We start from the raw sequence: 15,604 nt of genomic DNA, 5'->3' as shown, positions 1-15,604 counted from the left end.
TGATAATGAAGGCCCGGACCGGAAGGCGCCACCATGGAAATGGCAAAGCCCACTGAGGCTGACAAAGAGCAGTTCAGATCGCTGGTGAGCGGGCTGCCCGGCATTGACGTCAAACCGATGTTCGGCAACCTGGGCGCCTTCGTCAACGGAAACATGTTCGCCGGGCTTTTCGGTTCCACCCTGGGCCTGAGGCTCGCGGATGCTGACCGCGAGGAGCTGGCGGGCAGCCGCGAAACCCTGCCCTTCGGCCCGGCCGAACGGCCCATGGGCGGCTACGTCGGGCTCCCGGTCCGTCGTCCGCGGTCCCCTCGCTGCCCTAACCGCTGTTCCGCAACCGCTGCACGAGGGCGTCAAGGATGGGAAGCTGGCCTTTCACCAGCTTGGTTCGCGCTTCGGCCTCGCTGAACCAGCGGGCGTCGTCGATCTCCGGGTAGTGGTTGATGACGCCGGATCCCCGGGGCCATTCCAGCGGGAAGGTGTTGCTCACAATGCTTTCTGGCCGGAAGTCCCACTCGGCCGCGAACGCTGTGATGACCTTCCCTGACGGCTGCCTGAAGGCGCCCAGATCCAGGTAGTCGGCCGGCGGCGCCGGATGGCCCATTTCCTCGGCGAACTCGCGCCGGGCGGCCATCAGCGGGTCCTCGTCCTCGGCGTATTCACCCTTCGGGATGGACCACGCGTGCTCGTCCTTGCGGGCCCAGAAGGGTCCGCCCATGTGGGCTATCCAGACCTCCAGCCCGGCCGCCGGGGGCCACCGGTAGAGCAAGATGCCTGCGCTACGAACCGTCATGTCGCCTCCTGTTCCAAGGCTATACGCGGGCGGCGGCGAGGGCCGGCTCTCGGGTAGTGTGTGGGCATGGTGCGTGGACTTGCCGACATGGGAGCGGAAGCCGTCCTGCTCGCCGGGGCGGGACGCGCAATTTTGCTGCAGATCGCGAACCCTGCGGTGGGCCACGGCGTGGCCGAGCACAGCAACTTTGCGGACCGTCCGCTCGAACGGCTCCGCTCCACCCTGACCTACGTCTATGCCGTGGTGTACGGGACGGAGGACCAGGCGGCGGCCGTGCGCCGCAGCGTCAACCGAGCCCATGCGCCGGTCCGCAGGAAGCCAGATGCAGGTTCCCCCGGCTACAGCGCATTCGACGCGGAATCCCAGCTCTGGGTGGTGGCCACCCTGTACGACACTGCCGTCACGGTCTACGAAAGAATCTACGGTCCGCTGGACGACGAGACAGCCGACCTCATGTACCGGGACTACGCCAGAATCGGCACCGCACTGCAGCTTCCCGCGGACCTGTGGCCTGCCGACCGCGCGGCGTTCAGCCGCTACTGGGAAAGTTGCCTGAAGCGGCTGGCGGCCGACGACGTCACCTCTAGCGTGGCCCGCAAACTGCTGTATCCGCGGGAACCCCGGCCCTGGCAGCGCGTGGTCATGCCGCTGGCCCGCTTCATCACCGCGGGGCTTCTGCCGGACCAGCTGCGGCAAGGGTTCGGGCTACCGTGGACTGCACGTCACGGCCGCTGGTTCGACCGCACCGTGCGGTGGTCCGCGGCGGTGTATCCACGGCTGCCGCGGAGAGTCCGGCACTGGCCAAAGAACTACTGCCTGGGCAGGCTCGGCGCAGCCTAGGGAAACGGGGGATCAGTGCGGAGCTTCACATCCGTAGAGCTTTTGATCGATCAGCGGGCACACCGGTTTTTGGACAGCGCGCCTGCGGGCGGCACCCGGTCCAGGCTCGCCGAATTTGTGGTCTTCGGGCTCAAACAGGGCTGGGCATGCATCTTTGGCGCCGCGCTCCTCGCCGTGCTGCTGGCGGCGCGCCTGTGGTATCCCGACGACGCCGGTCTGGCCCGGAACGACTTCCTGACCCTCGCCGCCGTCGTCATCCAGATCCTGATGGTGGCAACCCGGCTGGAAACTGTCTGCGAGCTCAGGGTCATTGTGCTGTTCCACATTGTGGGGACGGTGATGGAGCTGTTCAAGACCGACGCCGGCTCATGGTCCTACGAGGCCGAAGGGTTCCTGCGCGTCGGGGCGGTCCCGCTCTTCAGCGGCTTCATGTACGCCGCCGTGGGCTCCTACATGGTGCGTGTCTACCGGCTCTTCGACCTGCGCTTCGCCCGGTACCCGCGGCGGTGGATCACGGCGGTCATCGCCGCGGCCGTCTATGTGAACTTCTTCACCCACCACTACATCTGGGACGCGCGCTGGGTGCTGCTGGCCGCCGTCGTGATCGTCTTCGGGCGGTGCGTCATGCACTTCCGCGTCTTCCGCGGGAAGTTCCGGATGCCTCTGGTGGCTGCGTTCCTGCTGGTGGCGCTGTTCATCTGGATTGCGGAGAACATCGCCACGTGGTCCGGGGCATGGCTTTACCCGAGCCAGGCGGACGGCTGGCACATGGTCTCGCTCGACAAACTGGTGTCCTGGTTCCTGCTGATGATCATCTCGGTGGTGCTGGTGGCCTGGGTGTACAAGCCGCAGCCGCCGGAGGCACTGGAGGATGCCCGCAGTGAAGCTGCCCGCGCACTACCTCCCGGGCCCCTCCAAGACCTGCCGGCCAGCCAGCCGCGCCGATAACGGTGTCGGCTGGCTCTACAGCCCGGCATTGGAGAACACGCTGCCGAAGAATGCCGCCAGCCGGTCGGCGGTGGCCTGGGCTTCGGCCAGTGAGGACGTCTGACTGCCGGCCTCCACCGACAATGTCCCCTTGCGGGCGCCGGCCCGGACATGCCACTCGTCGGTGCCGTCGGATACCTGGTAGGCGACGGCGTAGCTCGAGTCGGCGGCGATGGCGCTGTTCAGCTGCGAGACAGCCGACCACGTTCGCGGACCGCTGCCCACCATTTCCTCCTGGATCGTGGCGCAGTCGCGAAGTGCGGTGGCCCGGGTGTCAAACGGGTACGGCGGCGTTGCCGTGGCCGGCATGCTGATCACGCTGAACACGGTGTAGTCCATCTTGGTGGCACCCTGGATCTGCCCCTGGCCGTGGACCGCGCCCACGAGCGAACCGTAGTACGCCGAATCGTTGAAGATGCAGGGAGGTGAGGCACCCTGTGAGGAGGGGGCGGACGCGGTGAAGCCAGGCACGGGGCCGATGACCGAAGCGCCAGGCAGGGTTACGGGATTCCCGTTAGGTCCGGTCACGTCCTTGAATAGGGCGACCAGATCGTCAGCCGAACGGGAGTTGGGCGGCAACGGAGCCACTGTCGGAGGCTTTGTCATGGCCTGGTCGATGAGCTCCTCAGCCAGGCCGGCCATGGCGTCTAGGGCCGGTTTGGCTTCGGACTCGGAGTTGAGCGCGGCCACTGAGAGATTCAGGGTGATGGACACGGATCCTGCAAGCACCCGTAACCCGACCAATCCGAAATCCCCTGGCCCCTTCGGCTTCGTGGTCTGCATCAAGCCGTATTGCTTCTCCCCGACAGGCTTCTCCCCGACCAAGGGAGCCGGGAGTAGTTGGACAGCGTACGTCGAGGTCCGGCCGGACTCCGTTGACGCCAGGTCAAACTGGCTGCAGCGGGAGGCAAGATCGTCCGTGTAGCCGAAATCGGCCTTGGCGATGGCACCCTTTTCGGCGCTGCGCAGGGAGACCATGATGGTGGTGGTCGGTCCCGACTGCGCCCCGATCGGCATAACACCCTCGGCGAAGTTCACGCTCTTGTCTGCCCAGCGCACGAACGGGTTTTCGGGGACGAAGGCGATGCACTCGCCGGGGGTTGTCTCGGTGCTGACCTGGGGGAAGGAACCGCTGGACGCTCCGCTGCGCATGCGCTCGGAGTCCTGGGCTGCAGGGAACTGCAGGTTCCGTTTTTGGCCGACGCCGTTGATGATCGCCACGAGCTGCGCGTCCGTGAAGACCGCCTCCGGGAGGCCGGTTGCTGCAGGGCTGCCCGATGAGGAGGCAGGCGGCGCAGTAGTTGTCGCCGTGGGTGTCCCCGCTGGTGAAGTGGCGCCCGGCGTCCCTCCACCGGATGAACATCCCGCCAGAGCCACCAGGCTCACCACGGCGCAGGCCACCCGGGGTCGGCTTTGTGTGCCCGCCCTGAACCTGCCGGTCTTGACTCCACGAACGGACATCATCGGCCTCCTTAGCCAGAAGCCAAGGCTATGATTCAACGGGCATACCGCCTAGGGTATTTTGACCTCCCGCGCGGACTACGCGCCCCGTGTTTCCCGGGCACGTAGTCCGCGACGGCAATTCATGTGTACGGCCGCATATTCAGGTGTCGGCTACTCGTGACGGGCCCGGTGGGAGTCCTTAGACTTCGGTCACCGGCAGGTGCCGGCAGCCGGATCGCGGAAGGGCAACAGGCAGGGGACGTGGCACGTCCCGGCAGAATTCCTGCTCCTGTCGCACCTCAACGGTTCACTTATTCGGAAGGAAGCTCGTCATGGGAATTCTCGGTTTTCTCCTGCTCGGCTTGATCGCGGGAGCTATCGCAAAGGCCATACTTCCCGGCAGGCAGGGCGGCGGCTGGGTCGTCACGATGGTTCTGGGCGTGGTTGGCGCCATCCTTGGAGGATGGATCGGCTCGCTGGTCTTCGGCGGCGGCCTCGCTGAATTCTTCGATCTCAGGACTTGGCTGCTGGCTATTCTGGGCGCCGTGATTGTGCTGGGCATCTACGGCGCCGTGACGCGCCGAAGCAGGGCATGACCGCGCGGTCCGTGAGGCCGCACACCGTAGCAGACCGAGACAGACGACGGCGGTTCCTCCCCGCCGTCGTCCCCTCACTGACGCCTGCCGCGCGAACTACGCTTCCAGGTACCCGCCGCTGGCCCAGCGCCGCAGCGCCACCTTCTCGCCGTTGTCGAACTCCATCAGAGCCACCCGGCACAGCTCCTCCACGTTCTCGGTCCAGGCCGCCGCCAAGCCGTCCGCCGCCGCATTCTCATTGAGGGGATAGTTGACGTAGCCCAGGCCTTGAATGACAAAGTTCACGGCGCCCCGGGAGACCGGCTGGCCCGCGGTGACACAGTCGTCCCGGACCAGCCGGGACAGTTCGTTGCGGTTGACCGGCTCGTTGCGGTTGACCGGCGTCTCGCGAAGCCTGGCAGCCATTGCCTGGAACAACTGCCGGAACTGGGCCTGCGACAGCGCGGGCACGTCCGTCACCCTGGTGACCCGCTCTTCGATGCCGGGCTCGACGTCGGCATCCGCGGGCAGGTCGTCACTGGAAAACCTCTGTGCGTCCCAGACCCAGCCGCCCCGGGAAGGGGAGTATTCAACGCCGTTGCCGATCTGGGCCACCCAGGTCCCGAACTTTCCGCACCCTCCCCAGTCGGTCTTCAGGGAAGGATCCGCTGTCAGTGCCCGGTGGGCCACCATCGCCCCGACAACCGGACCCGGGGCGGTGCGAACGAACTCGCAGACCTCCCGGACGGCAGCGGAAACACTCTTCGATGATGTCTTGGGCTTCGCCTTCGCGGCCGACTGGGCCTGGGGCGGCTGAACCGAGGCCACGGCGTGGATCGGCTCTCCGGTGGTGCCGTTGAGGATGGCCACGAAGTCGTGCGACTCCACCACGCTGTCCGCCATCTCACGGTAGGCAAAGGCCACGGCTCCGGCGGCGATCACGGTGGTCATCTTGTCCGCGGCACGGAAACGCTGGATCAGGGACGTGAAGTCAGCATCTGCCGAGGCGATGAAGAACTCGTCGATGCCCCCGCCGCCGGACAGGGCGTCCATCGCATCCAGCACCAGGTTGATGTCAGTGCTGGATTTCCCGCGCTGCGTCAGCGACGGGCAGTCAATCACACGGAAGCCCGCGCGGGTCCAGTACGTCCGGTACTTCGAGTACACCACCGGGTTGAGGTAGCAGTTTCGAATCAGGAAGCGGCGGGAACTTTCGGCGGAGCCGCCGGCTGACAAGGCATCCGCCCAATGTTTGGGGTCTTCGGCGAACCGCTTCGCCGCCAGGGGATCGAGGGCCAGCAGGCCGGTGTACACGTTGTCGAAATCGACAAACATGGCCGCCCGGATTCCGGGCCGTCGGAAGGGAGATCGCGCCTCTTTCATTGGCTCAGTGTGCCAGCAAGCGGGGGTTCCGGGGAGCTTTTTCGCGAAACGCGCGACCGCCCACTGCACCATAGCTACCGTTAGCTGGACAAAAAGGCCGGTGGACGACGGCGGGACCTCCCGCCGTCGTACCCTTCTGTCAGGCACCGCAGCGATGCAGCCTGTCTGGTCTCACCTGACATGAAGCAACGGCACAAGGAAGGGTATGTGAATGACGAGGATGCTGATTATTGGCCCGCCCGGTTCCGGAAAAGGCACGCAGGCGGAGCGGATCTCCGAACGCCTCGGCGTCGTGGCGATCTCCACCGGCGATATCTTCCGCGCGAACGTGAAGGGCGGGACGCCCCTTGGCATCGAGGCCAGGAAGTACATGGACGTGGGTGACTTTGTCCCTGACAGCGTCACCAACGAAATGGTGCGCAGCCGCCTCAGCCAGGACGACGTCGAAACCGGCTTCCTGCTGGACGGCTACCCGCGCACTGCGGCCCAAGTGGACTACCTGGATGAGATCCTGGCCAACGGTGACCAGGAGCTGGAGGTGGTCCTGCAGCTGACCGCCGATGATGACGAACTGGTCCACCGCCTCCTGGGCCGCGCCCGGGAGACCGGCCGCAGCGACGACAACGAAGCCGTCATCCGGCACCGGCTGGACCTGTACCACGAGCAGACCGAGGCCGTCGTGGCGAAGTATGCCGAGCGGGGAATATTGGCCAGGGTTGACGGCATCGGCGGCGTCGACGAAGTGACCGACAGGGTCATGACGGCCGTCGACAACCAGAAGAAAGTTACGGTGGCCGGCGGCTAGATCCGGCAAGCTGGTGCCCATTGACAGCAGTCCCCGGCGGTCATATTCTACAACCAAATGGTTGTAGATCAGATGAGTGAAGCCGAACTGGACCGCCTCTTTCAGGCGCTCGCCGATGCCACCCGGCGCGACATCGTGCGCCGGGTGACAGTCGGGGAGTATTCGGTTTCCGGCCTGGCCGCCCTCTACGCCATGAGTTTCGCCGCCGTCCAGAAGCATGTGGCGGTGTTGGAGCGCGCTTCCCTGGTCGCGAAGGAAAAGCGCGGAAGGGAGCAGATCGTGCGGGGAAACCATGATGGCCTGGAGAAAGCCCGCTGGCTGCTCGATGAGTACGAGGCGATCTGGCGGCAGCGTGCCGAGCGGATCGCAGACATTCTCGCTGAAGGATAGGAAAGGGTTCCGCAATGACCGTTATCAGTTCCACCAAGAATCTCGAGGCCCTGAGCTTCACCCTGATCGCCGAGTTTGACGCCGATGTCCAGCGCGTCTGGCAGCTCTGGGAGGACCCGCGCCAGCTTGAGCGCTGGTGGGGCCCGCCCAACTACCCGGCCACGTTTGACCGGTTCGACTTCCAGCCCGGCGGGAAGGCCGACTATTACATGACCACCCCCGAAGGCGAGAAGCCCCGAGGCTGGTGGAAATTCAGAACCATCGAGGCGCCGCGCAAACTCGAATTTGATGACGGCTTCGCTGACGAAACCGGAGCGCCCGTGGATGCCATGGGCAGTGCCCATGCCGCTGTTGACCTTGAGGACATCGGGGGCCGCACCCGCATGACCATCATGTCCACCTTCGATTCCGAAGAGCAGATGGAAGAGATGGTCAAGATGGGCATGGAGGAAGGCATGAAGGAGGCCGCGGGCCAGATCGATGCCCTGCTCGCCGAGCACTCCCACGCCTGACGCGGACCGCTGCTGACGGTTCAAGCCGAAAACGCCAGCGGACGACGGCGGGAATTCCCGCCGTCGTCCGCTGGCGTTTTGTTGCGTCTAATGTCCGCGGCTAGTACGCCTAGACTGCGGCGCCCTGGGCGGCGCTGCGGTTCAGGCTCACCGTGAAGGTGTTCGGACCGCTGAGGGTAACGGCGACGTCGTTCCGGTGGGCGTTGGCCTTCGAGGAAATGTCGTGCACGAGGGCGTCCAGCGTGTGGTCGATCGCGGAGCGGTCCCAGATTTTTACGGTCACGGAGTGATTGGTTTCGAACGTCATTATTCGGTGCCTCATTCAGAAATTCGGTCGTGGGCTTCGCATCGGCGCGGAGCCCGGGACGGGTCTATTCATGAACGCTCAGAGGCCTTGCGCAGCTCGGCGAGCTCACTGGTTTGGCCTCGTTGCGTCCACCAGGTTGGGTCGTTCCTTGCCGCTGCATTCTCTCCGCCGAAGCGCGAAATCAGGGCTGGTGCGGTTGTGAAATCGCGTTCTCAACCGTCCTTTCCATGATGCACAGAGGGGCGGGGGCGTCTCAAGCCAATATCGGTTCATTGCGCGTGAGACTCATCACAGGGCCATTAGCGGCCGTTGATCAGGGCTGGTGCCCTTGACAAGTGTACGGCGTACACCTAGGGTCGGTTGCACGAGGTGTACGCCGTATACCAAGCCTGCAAAGGATCCGCCATGTCAACCGAAGTCATCAGTCCCGCCGCCACGTCCGTCCGGCGGGCACGGCCCCAGTGGCCCGTGCCCGCCGGCCTCATCCTGCTGAGCCTGATCCCGGTGATCTTTGGCGCCCTGCGGCTGGCCGAGCTGACGTCTGGTTCGGCGGTCACGCCGCAGAACGCGCGGTTTTTCGCCTCTCCGGTCCCGGTGGTGACACACATTGTCAGCGTCACCGTGTACTCCCTGCTGGGGGCATTCCAGTTCATGCCGGCCCTTCGGGACAGGCGCGGCTGGCATCGCATCGCCGGGCGCATCCTCATCCCCGCCGGTCTGCTCGCGGCGCTTTCCGGACTGTGGATGTCGGTGTTTTATCCACTCCCGGACGGCTACACCGACGTCCCGCTCCGGTTGTTCTTCGGCTCGGCCATGCTGGTGAGCATCGTCCTGGGTCTCGACGCGATCAGGCGGCGGGATTTCGTGGGGCACGGTGCCTGGATGACGCGCGCTTACGCGATCGCCGTCGGCGCGGGAACGCAGGCGTTGGTGGGCATCCCGTGGCTGCTGCTGATCGGCCCCACGGACGCGCCCGCCCGTGCGGTGCTCCTGGGGGCGGGCTGGGTGATCAACGTGGTTGTGGCCGAGTACGTCATCCACCGCCGCGCCACCCGCCGCAGGGTCGCGGGCGTGCCCCGCCGATAGGTCAGTACGCCTTCACGCGCTGCTCCACGATGAGGTGAATGAGGGCAAACGTCCCGTCCCGGTCGATGGCCTGGAACGCGGCGTCGAGGGCAGCCGGCACGTCCTCGTCCCGGGTGACCGTGATGCCGTACCCGCCGAAGGCCCTGGCCATCAGGCCGAAGTCGGGGTTCTTCAGCTGTGTCCCCGACACCCGGGACGGGTAGTGCCGTTCCTGGTGGGTGCGGATGGTGCCGTACTCCTGGTTGTCCATCACGACGATGAGCGGGGTGGCCCCGTACTGGGCGGCGGTGGCCAGCTCCTGCCCGTTCATCAGGAATTCACCGTCGCCTGCGATGGTCACCACCCGGCGCTGCGGACTGGCCAGCGATGCGGCGATGGCCGAAGGGATGGAGTAGCCCATGGAGCCGTTCCTGGCGCTGATCATGGAGGCGTAGCGGCGCGTGGGGAAGTACCGGTGCGCCCAGTTGGTGTGCTCGCCTGCCCCGAACGTCACCATGGCGTCCTGGGGCAGCCGCGGGACGAGATTGGCCATCAGGGTGTCCATCTTCGCGGGACCTTCCGCCGCGGCCTTGGGCAGGGCGGCAAAGGACGTCTGTTCGGCACGCATCCTGGCCGTCCAGGCTTTCCACTCCTCCTTCACCGGCAGGTTGATCTCCAGCAGATCGCGGACAAAGGCATCCGGCTTGGCCACGATCTGCCGCGAGACGGGGCCTGAGCGGCCCCGCAGCGAGGGGTCGATGGTGACCAGGAAGTTCTGCTTGTTCCAGTCCTGCCGGCAGAGGAATCCGTCCGTGATCACGTCTCCGGGCACGGTCCCAACGAAAACGAGCAGGTCGGTTTCCTCCAGGAGGTCGTACGTGGGGCGGGGGCGGCCGTAGCCAATCGGACCCACGTAGGACGGCGAGTCGAAGGAGACGGTACCCTGCGTGCGCCATTCAGCGGCGGCCGGGATGTGGTGCTTTTCGAGCCAGCGGGTGAGCTGGCCGGCCGCTTCCTGCGTCCAGTCGTTGCCTCCGGTGACAAACAGCGGCTTGCTGGAAAGTGCAAGGGCGCTGGCGAGGGCTTCGGTATCCGTGCTGCTCATCCCGCCGGTGGCAACCGGGATGGCGGGGTGCAGCGCCGGGTCGACCTGCTGCCGGATGATGTCTTCGGGCAGGCCCACCACCACGGGTCCCGGCCGTCCGCTCATGGCAGCGAACATGGCTTCGGCAACAATCTCGGACGCCCGCTCGGCATGGTCAAGCACCATGACCCGCTTGGCCCCGGTGTCGAACCAGGCCTTGATGTCGAATTCCTGGAACGCCTCGCGGTCACGGTGCGCAAAAGGGATGAGCCCCACGAAGAGCAGCATGGGGGTGGAATCCTGCCAGGCCGTGTGCAGGCCGACATGGGCGTTGGCCGCCCCGGGTCCGCGGGTGACCATGGCAACGCCCGGACGCTGGTTCATTTTGCCGTCGGCCTCGGCCATGTAGGCCGCGCCGCCCTCGTGGCGGCAGACCACGGTGTCGATGTCCGAACCGTGCAGTCCGTCCAGTACGTCCAGGAAGCTTTCGCCGGGAACAACATAGGTGCGCTCCACCCCATGGGCCACGAGCGAGTCGACAATCACGTGCCCGGCGGATTTCAGGGCCCCGCGGCCGCCCATGGCCTCCGGGCCAGCCGAAGGAAGGGGCTGTGCCGCGAGGTGGTTGATGGTATCGCCGTCGATCGGCTGTGTGTCGGTTGCTGTCATGGTGGATGCGGACTCCGTTGTCATCACTACTTGTCTTCTTGGGTTGGGTGGATGTGCATGTTGGGCGGTGGCGCCGGTGGCGCCTAGTCGGTTTCCGGTCCGGTGCAGAAGAAGCAGCCGTCCTCGCAGCTGTCCATCGTCTGGTTGTCCGCGCGCGCCCGGTCGGGTTGGGGGCTCAGCAGCTCTTGTCGGTTCATGGCAGGCTTTCGGTCGGTGTGGTTTGGCGGGGTGCGCCCGGGGCGATCGCGGGACTAGCTATCGGATGGGAGTCGGGTTGGCCACCACGGGCGCGGCGCCGGTGTAGCCGTCACGTGCCTCGGCGATTTCGTGGATCCGTTTCCGGCAGGCGTACCAGCCGGCAACCATGAGGGCGCAGGCGATGAGGGTGACCAAAAGGGTGAGCGGGGAATCGATGAAGACCATCACGAGGACGCTGGCGAGGAACAGGAGTGAGAGGTAGCCGGTGTAGGGGGCACCGAACATCCGGAAGGAGGGGCGTTTCAGCCAGCCCCTGTCCGCCCAGCGTTTGAGCTGCATCTGGCAGAGGACGATGGTTGCCCAGGTGACGACGATGCCTACGGAGGCGACATTGAGGACGATCTCAAAAGCCTGGGAGGGGACGAGGTAGTTCAGTGGGACGCCGAGGAGGGACACTCCGGCGGTGATGGCGATGCCGCCGTAGGGGACGCCGGCTTTGTTCATGCGCTGGGCGAACCGGGGGGCGGAGCCGGCCACGGACATGGAGCGAAGGATGCGGCCGGTGGAATAGAGGCCCGCGTTGAGGGAGGACAGCGCGGCGGTGAGGACCACGAGGTTCATGATGACGTCCACGCCCTGGATGCCGATGGAGCCGAAGAAGGTCACGAAGGGGCTGACGCCCTTTTCGTACGAGGTATAGGGCAGGAGGAGGGCCAGCAGGATGACGGAGCCGACGTAGAACACGGCGATGCGGAAGACCACGGAGTTGATGGCCTTGGGCATGATCTTTTCCGGGTGTTCGGTTTCGCCGGCGGCGGTGCCGACCAGTTCGATCGAGGCGTAGGCGAACAGCACGCCCTGCATGAGGATGATCATGGGCAGGATGCCGTTGGGGAAGATTCCGCCGTTGTCGGTGATGAGGCTGAAGCCGACTGCCTGTCCGTCCACCGGCGTGCCGAAGATGACGAAGTAGGTGCCGATGATGAGGAACGCCACGAGGGCGACGACTTTGATGATGGCGAACCAGAATTCCATCTCGCCGAAAACCTTGACTGAAACGAGGTTCAGGCACAGCACGACAATAAGGGCAATCAGGGCCCACGCCCACTGCGGGACGTCCGCCATCCAGGGGATGTAGTGGCCGAAGAAGTTCATGTAGAGCGCTGCGGCGGTGATGTCCACGATGGTGGTGGTGGCCCAGTTGATCCAGTAAAACCAGCCCGAGACAAAGGCTGCCTTCTCGCCGAAGAATTCACGGGCATAGGAGACAAAGGAGCCTGACGACGGGCGGTGCAGCACTAGTTCGCCCAGTGCGCGGAGAATGAGGAAGGCGAAGAAACCGCAGACGGCGTAAGCGATGACCAGGGATGGGCCTGCAGCGTTCAGCCGGCCGCCGGCACCGAGGAACAGGCCGGTGCCAATCGCGCCGCCGATCGCGATCATCTGGATCTGCCGCGGTTTCAGGCTCTTGTGGTAGCCCTTATCCTCCGCATGAAGGAGTCTGTCAGAGGCGTGCGCGTGGCCGCCGTCTGCCTCGTACTGGCCAACCTCGTCATTGGGGTTGTTGGACATGGGTGATCCTTTCGACCGGTTGAAGATCTACATGGGGGTTCTATTGGGGTTTGCGTGAAAAAGTGGAGGGGCAGATCAGAAAACAGACCACCCGGTGCGCTCGGCCAGATCGGCAAGGGCAGCAGTCCCGGCTAGGGAATTGCCCTTGGCGTCCAGCCGGGGGCTCCAGACGCAGATGGCGCCTTCGCCGGGGACGATGGCCAGGATTCCGCCGCCTACGCCGCTCTTTCCCGGGAGTCCGACGCGGTAGGCAAATTCGCCGGCGGCGTCATACATGCCGCACGTCAGCATGATGGAGCTGATGCGCTTGGCCTCACTCCGGGAGACCACGGTGCCCTGCGCGCCCCGGCCGCCCTGGGCCAGGAAGAGCGCAGCCTTCGCCGTCTCCACGCAGGTCATCATGATGGAGCACTGCCGGACGTAGTTCTCCACCACTGCCTGGGCGGGACGCCGCAGGTTGCCGAAGTCCTTCAGGAAGTGGGCAAGGGCAAGGTTGCGGCTGCTGTTGGCGAGCTCGCTGTCCGCGGCGGCCTCGTCGATGAAAGGGCCTTGCGCGCCCTTTTCGTAGCCCGCTTGCCTGGAGAGGAATCGCAGGACCTGGTCGGCGGCGTCGGGAAATCTCTCCATAAGGTGGTCGGTGACCACCAGGGCGCCCGAGTTGATGAAAGGATTCCGGGGAATGCCGTGCTCCACTTCGAGCTGGACCAGGGAGTTGAACGATGTGCCTGACGGTTCGCGGAGCACCCGGGACCAGAGCGCGCCGGGGTCGTCTCCGCCGAGTGCCAGGGCCAGGGTGAAGACCTTGGAGATGCTCTGGATGGAGAAGGGAAGATCGGCGTCACCAGCGCTGAACAGGTCGCCGGAACATGTGGCCACCGCAATCCCGAAACGGCTGAACGGCGGAGCCGACAGGTGGGGGATGCCGGCGGGAACGGACCCTGCCTCAATCCGGGGCCGGTGGCATCGCACGATGTCGTCCAGGACCAGGCCGAGAGGCGGTGATTCGAGTGCTGTTTTCATGTGTTGCCCAGGTGCTCCTTATGCTTGCCGGCCCACTCCTGGATGTGGAGCAGGGCGACCAATGAATGGCGGGGATCGCTGAAATTCAAACCGGTCACCCGGCTGGCCTTGCTGATCCTGTAATAGACAGTGTTTTTGTGCAGCTTCATGCGCTTTGAGCATTCACCAACGTCCAGCGACGCCTCGAAATACACGCGAAGGGTCTCGGCCAGTTCTCCGTCGTCGCGGAGGAGGGACCAGAGGCCGCGATGGCGGAAAGCGGAAGCTGTGAAATTTTCGAGTGCTTCGTGGAAGAGGATGTCCGCTTCGAAATCGTCCACGGTGGCCACCGCTGCGGCCCGGGAGCGCCGCATGCAGCCCAGTAGTGCCTCCGTTTTGGCGGTCACGGAATGAATCGACAGCAGGTCCGGGGCGACTGGTCCCACTGCAGCGAAGGGACTGATGCCCAGATGCTTCCCGGCGTCCCGCACGATGGCCTCGGCCAGGCTCCGAAGTCCGGCTTCGGCATTGGCGGACTGGAGTGCCGGGATGATCACGGCGGTGTCGCCGTGGAACTGTCCCACGATGGCGGACTGTTTGTAGGCAGCCGCGTGGATGGAGGCGAGGTTGGCGAGTTCCCCGTGTTTGAGCGCTGCATCGTCTGCCTGCGCTCCGGATGCCGACATTCCGATCAGAAGCAGTGCCGAGGGCCGGTCCGCCGGGATCTTCTCGCTGTGGGCGCTCGCCGCGGCTTCCGCCGGGCCTGAGAGGAGCCGCGCAATCCGGTCCTCGCGCATGTGCACCGACTGCTGGTTGCGGTAGCGGATCAGCTCGGCTGACACTCGCGCGGCAGATCCGGTGAGGACGTAGTCGACGTCGTCCCCGAAACCGCCGCCGGTTTCCTGCAGCCAGATGTATCCCATGATGCGGTCGCCGGCGAACAGGGTGACGGCGATGCGCTCCCGCAGGCCGTCCTGGGGCCGGGCCGGAACCCTGACAGGCAGCCGGGTCCGGTGCAGTTCGCGGTAAGCGCCAAGGTCCTTGAGGAGGAGTTCGTATTTTCGCGGACCGCGGCGGGCAAGGATCGAGGCCTTGCGGAGCTCGTCGATGTCATTCGTCACCGTTGAATAGGCCAGGACCTTGTTGGCGGCGTCCTCAATCACCACGTGGCTCGACGTCAGGCGTGCAGTGGTCTGCGCAATGGCGAACAGGTCCTCTTCCAGCAGGGTCAGCACTTCGCTTTGATAACTGCGGGGCGTGATCCGGTCCTTGGCTATGGACAGGAGCCGGTCCCAGTCAGCGGCGGGGTCCACCAGGAGAAGGCCTGTTCCGGCTGCCCGGAGCAGCTCTTCAGCTTCCCCGAGTTCGCCGGGAGTGCCTTTGACGGCCAGCACGAGGGGAGGATTCTTGACAAGGCGCCGGAGCGCCGGCAGAGCGGAGCGTCCGCGAACCCCGATCAGCAGGACAAACGAAGCGCCGCCGTCGGACGTCTCGTCGTCGGCGTCAACGATCAGGAAGCGTTCAATCGGTGAATCGGCGCGGGACGGCCGAAGGATGAGACTGGCGAAACCCAGGGGGAGATCCGAGAGGATATCGTCCACTGTAACTGCGGCCATGGGCTTCTTTCTGCATTGATACCCGCCGGACGGCTCTGTCCGGTCACCCCATGCTATCCAGAGCATTTCCGGGAAAATATGGATGCCGGACCAAATCCGGCGGCACCTTTTAGGTCCCGGAACCAAGGCGCAACCGGCTCGGGGAGAACAGCGTTGGCCCCTTGCCTGTAGTGCCCCGGCGGACGACGGCGGGAGGTCCCGCCGTCGTCCGGTCACCAGGTGGCCCGCGCCTTTCGGTTAGGAGCCCGAAACTCTTCTTTCAGGGGCGAGGGCGTAGAACGGTGTGAACCGGCTTCTTTCTCCGGGGGCAATGTTGGAACGGACGATCGCAGCGCTCTCAAGCGCGGCAAGATGGTGCCTTACGGAGTC

General features: G+C 65.3%; 15 protein-coding genes and 1 pseudogene. 8 read left to right on the top strand and 8 right to left on the bottom strand.

Translation table 11 applies throughout. From position 1 onward, the window contains the following. Positions 1-33 precede the first annotated feature (33 nt). Positions 34-288, top strand: a pseudogene (locus tag Q8Z05_RS04745) (TfoX/Sxy family protein); the annotation flags it as partial. A gap of 28 nt (positions 289-316) precedes the next feature. Here the strand turns inward: Q8Z05_RS04745 and Q8Z05_RS04740 are convergent. Then, on the bottom strand, positions 317-790 hold the full coding sequence (locus Q8Z05_RS04740) for an NUDIX domain-containing protein (protein WP_305942339.1): 474 nt from the start codon (positions 788-790) through the stop codon (positions 317-319). A gap of 66 nt (positions 791-856) precedes the next feature. Between Q8Z05_RS04740 and Q8Z05_RS04735 the strand changes: the two genes are divergently transcribed. Both Q8Z05_RS04735 and Q8Z05_RS04730 read left to right on the top strand, forming a co-directional pair. Beyond that, on the top strand, positions 857-1,630 hold the full coding sequence (locus tag Q8Z05_RS04735; RefSeq protein ID WP_305942338.1) for an oxygenase MpaB family protein: 774 nt from the start codon (positions 857-859) through the stop codon (positions 1,628-1,630). A gap of 15 nt (positions 1,631-1,645) precedes the next feature. Then, positions 1,646-2,578 (top strand): DUF817 domain-containing protein, encoded by a 933-nt coding sequence (locus tag Q8Z05_RS04730; protein WP_305942337.1) that lies wholly within the window; start codon positions 1,646-1,648, stop codon positions 2,576-2,578. 15 nt (positions 2,579-2,593) lie between these two features. Here Q8Z05_RS04730 and Q8Z05_RS04725 read toward each other — a convergent pair whose 3' ends face one another. After that, positions 2,594-4,081 (bottom strand): hypothetical protein, encoded by a 1,488-nt coding sequence (locus tag Q8Z05_RS04725; RefSeq protein WP_305942336.1) that lies wholly within the window; start codon positions 4,079-4,081, stop codon positions 2,594-2,596. A gap of 311 nt (positions 4,082-4,392) precedes the next feature. On the opposite strand from Q8Z05_RS04725, the gene Q8Z05_RS04720 reads away from it, so the two are divergent. After that, the gene (locus Q8Z05_RS04720) at positions 4,393-4,656 is read left to right on the top strand and encodes a GlsB/YeaQ/YmgE family stress response membrane protein (protein ID WP_043484223.1); all 264 of its coding nucleotides are present in this window, start codon (positions 4,393-4,395) and stop codon (positions 4,654-4,656) included. Positions 4,657-4,752: 96 nt separating this feature from the next. Here the strand turns inward: Q8Z05_RS04720 and Q8Z05_RS04715 are convergent, their stop codons facing one another. Further along, positions 4,753-6,018, bottom strand: coding sequence for an NYN domain-containing protein (locus Q8Z05_RS04715; RefSeq protein WP_305942335.1), 1,266 nt, complete (start codon positions 6,016-6,018; stop codon positions 4,753-4,755). Positions 6,019-6,238: 220 nt separating this feature from the next. Between Q8Z05_RS04715 and Q8Z05_RS04710 the strand changes: the two genes are divergently transcribed. From Q8Z05_RS04710 to Q8Z05_RS04700, 3 genes are read left to right on the top strand one after another with little or no spacing between them, the layout of a single operon-like run. Beyond that, on the top strand, positions 6,239-6,823 hold the full coding sequence (locus tag Q8Z05_RS04710; RefSeq protein ID WP_305943482.1) for an adenylate kinase: 585 nt from the start codon (positions 6,239-6,241) through the stop codon (positions 6,821-6,823). A gap of 57 nt (positions 6,824-6,880) precedes the next feature. Beyond that, positions 6,881-7,213 (top strand): ArsR/SmtB family transcription factor, encoded by a 333-nt coding sequence (locus tag Q8Z05_RS04705; protein ID WP_305942334.1) that lies wholly within the window; start codon positions 6,881-6,883, stop codon positions 7,211-7,213. Positions 7,214-7,227: 14 nt separating this feature from the next. After that, the gene (locus Q8Z05_RS04700) at positions 7,228-7,725 is read left to right on the top strand and encodes an SRPBCC family protein (protein ID WP_305942333.1); all 498 of its coding nucleotides are present in this window, start codon (positions 7,228-7,230) and stop codon (positions 7,723-7,725) included. A 109-nt stretch (positions 7,726-7,834) separates the two neighbouring features. Here Q8Z05_RS04700 and Q8Z05_RS04695 read toward each other — a convergent pair whose 3' ends face one another. Further along, entirely contained in the window at positions 7,835-8,032 is a 198-nt protein-coding gene (locus tag Q8Z05_RS04695) for a hypothetical protein (protein WP_305942332.1), read from the bottom strand. Positions 8,033-8,437: 405 nt separating this feature from the next. On the opposite strand from Q8Z05_RS04695, the gene Q8Z05_RS04690 reads away from it, so the two are divergent. Beyond that, positions 8,438-9,118 carry a DUF2306 domain-containing protein gene (locus Q8Z05_RS04690; protein ID WP_305942331.1) on the top strand — a complete coding sequence of 227 codons (681 nt, stop codon included), beginning with the start codon at positions 8,438-8,440 and terminating at the stop codon, positions 9,116-9,118. Position 9,119: 1 nt separating this feature from the next. On the opposite strand, the gene Q8Z05_RS04685 is transcribed toward Q8Z05_RS04690, so the two are convergent. The 4 genes from Q8Z05_RS04685 to Q8Z05_RS04670 form a co-directional block, all read right to left on the bottom strand. Next, positions 9,120-10,850: a thiamine pyrophosphate-dependent enzyme gene (locus Q8Z05_RS04685; protein ID WP_371745925.1), complete on the bottom strand. Its 1,731-nt coding sequence runs from the start codon at positions 10,848-10,850 to the stop codon at positions 9,120-9,122. A gap of 255 nt (positions 10,851-11,105) precedes the next feature. Next, complete coding sequence (locus Q8Z05_RS04680) at positions 11,106-12,620, bottom strand: amino acid permease (protein ID WP_305942330.1); 1,515 nt, start codon at positions 12,618-12,620, stop codon at positions 11,106-11,108. A 75-nt stretch (positions 12,621-12,695) separates the two neighbouring features. Continuing rightward, a complete protein-coding gene (locus Q8Z05_RS04675; protein WP_305942329.1) occupies positions 12,696-13,640 on the bottom strand; it encodes a glutaminase in 945 nt (314 codons plus the stop codon). Next, complete coding sequence (locus Q8Z05_RS04670; RefSeq protein WP_305942328.1) at positions 13,637-15,235, bottom strand: PucR family transcriptional regulator; 1,599 nt, start codon at positions 15,233-15,235, stop codon at positions 13,637-13,639. Before Q8Z05_RS04670 ends, Q8Z05_RS04675 begins: the two co-directional genes overlap by 4 nt. Positions 15,236-15,604 lie beyond the last annotated feature (369 nt).

Source organism: Arthrobacter oryzae (genome assembly GCF_030718995.1).
Classification (GTDB): Bacteria; Actinomycetota; Actinomycetes; order Actinomycetales; family Micrococcaceae; genus Arthrobacter; species Arthrobacter oryzae_C.
Note: the sequence above shows the minus strand (reverse complement) of the source record. Positions and strands in the feature narration are given on the sequence as shown.

Coding starts and splice junctions, on each gene's coding strand:
- Q8Z05_RS04700 (WP_305942333.1), top strand. CDS start 7,228: ATGACCGTTATCAGTTCCACCAAGAATCTCGAGGCCCTGAGCTTCACC.
- Q8Z05_RS04705 (WP_305942334.1), top strand. CDS start 6,881: ATGGTTGTAGATCAGATGAGTGAAGCCGAACTGGACCGCCTCTTTCAG.
- Q8Z05_RS04695 (WP_305942332.1), bottom strand. CDS start 8,032: ATGACGTTCGAAACCAATCACTCCGTGACCGTAAAAATCTGGGACCGC.
- Q8Z05_RS04670 (WP_305942328.1), bottom strand. CDS start 15,235: ATGGCCGCAGTTACAGTGGACGATATCCTCTCGGATCTCCCCCTGGGT.
- Q8Z05_RS04740 (WP_305942339.1), bottom strand. CDS start 790: ATGACGGTTCGTAGCGCAGGCATCTTGCTCTACCGGTGGCCCCCGGCG.
- Q8Z05_RS04735 (WP_305942338.1), top strand. CDS start 857: ATGGTGCGTGGACTTGCCGACATGGGAGCGGAAGCCGTCCTGCTCGCC.
- Q8Z05_RS04715 (WP_305942335.1), bottom strand. CDS start 6,018: ATGAAAGAGGCGCGATCTCCCTTCCGACGGCCCGGAATCCGGGCGGCC.
- Q8Z05_RS04685 (WP_371745925.1), bottom strand. CDS start 10,850: ATGACAGCAACCGACACACAGCCGATCGACGGCGATACCATCAACCAC.
- Q8Z05_RS04690 (WP_305942331.1), top strand. CDS start 8,438: ATGTCAACCGAAGTCATCAGTCCCGCCGCCACGTCCGTCCGGCGGGCA.
- Q8Z05_RS04710 (WP_305943482.1), top strand. CDS start 6,239: ATGCTGATTATTGGCCCGCCCGGTTCCGGAAAAGGCACGCAGGCGGAG.
- Q8Z05_RS04675 (WP_305942329.1), bottom strand. CDS start 13,640: ATGAAAACAGCACTCGAATCACCGCCTCTCGGCCTGGTCCTGGACGAC.
- Q8Z05_RS04720 (WP_043484223.1), top strand. CDS start 4,393: ATGGGAATTCTCGGTTTTCTCCTGCTCGGCTTGATCGCGGGAGCTATC.
- Q8Z05_RS04725 (WP_305942336.1), bottom strand. CDS start 4,081: ATGATGTCCGTTCGTGGAGTCAAGACCGGCAGGTTCAGGGCGGGCACA.
- Q8Z05_RS04680 (WP_305942330.1), bottom strand. CDS start 12,620: ATGTCCAACAACCCCAATGACGAGGTTGGCCAGTACGAGGCAGACGGC.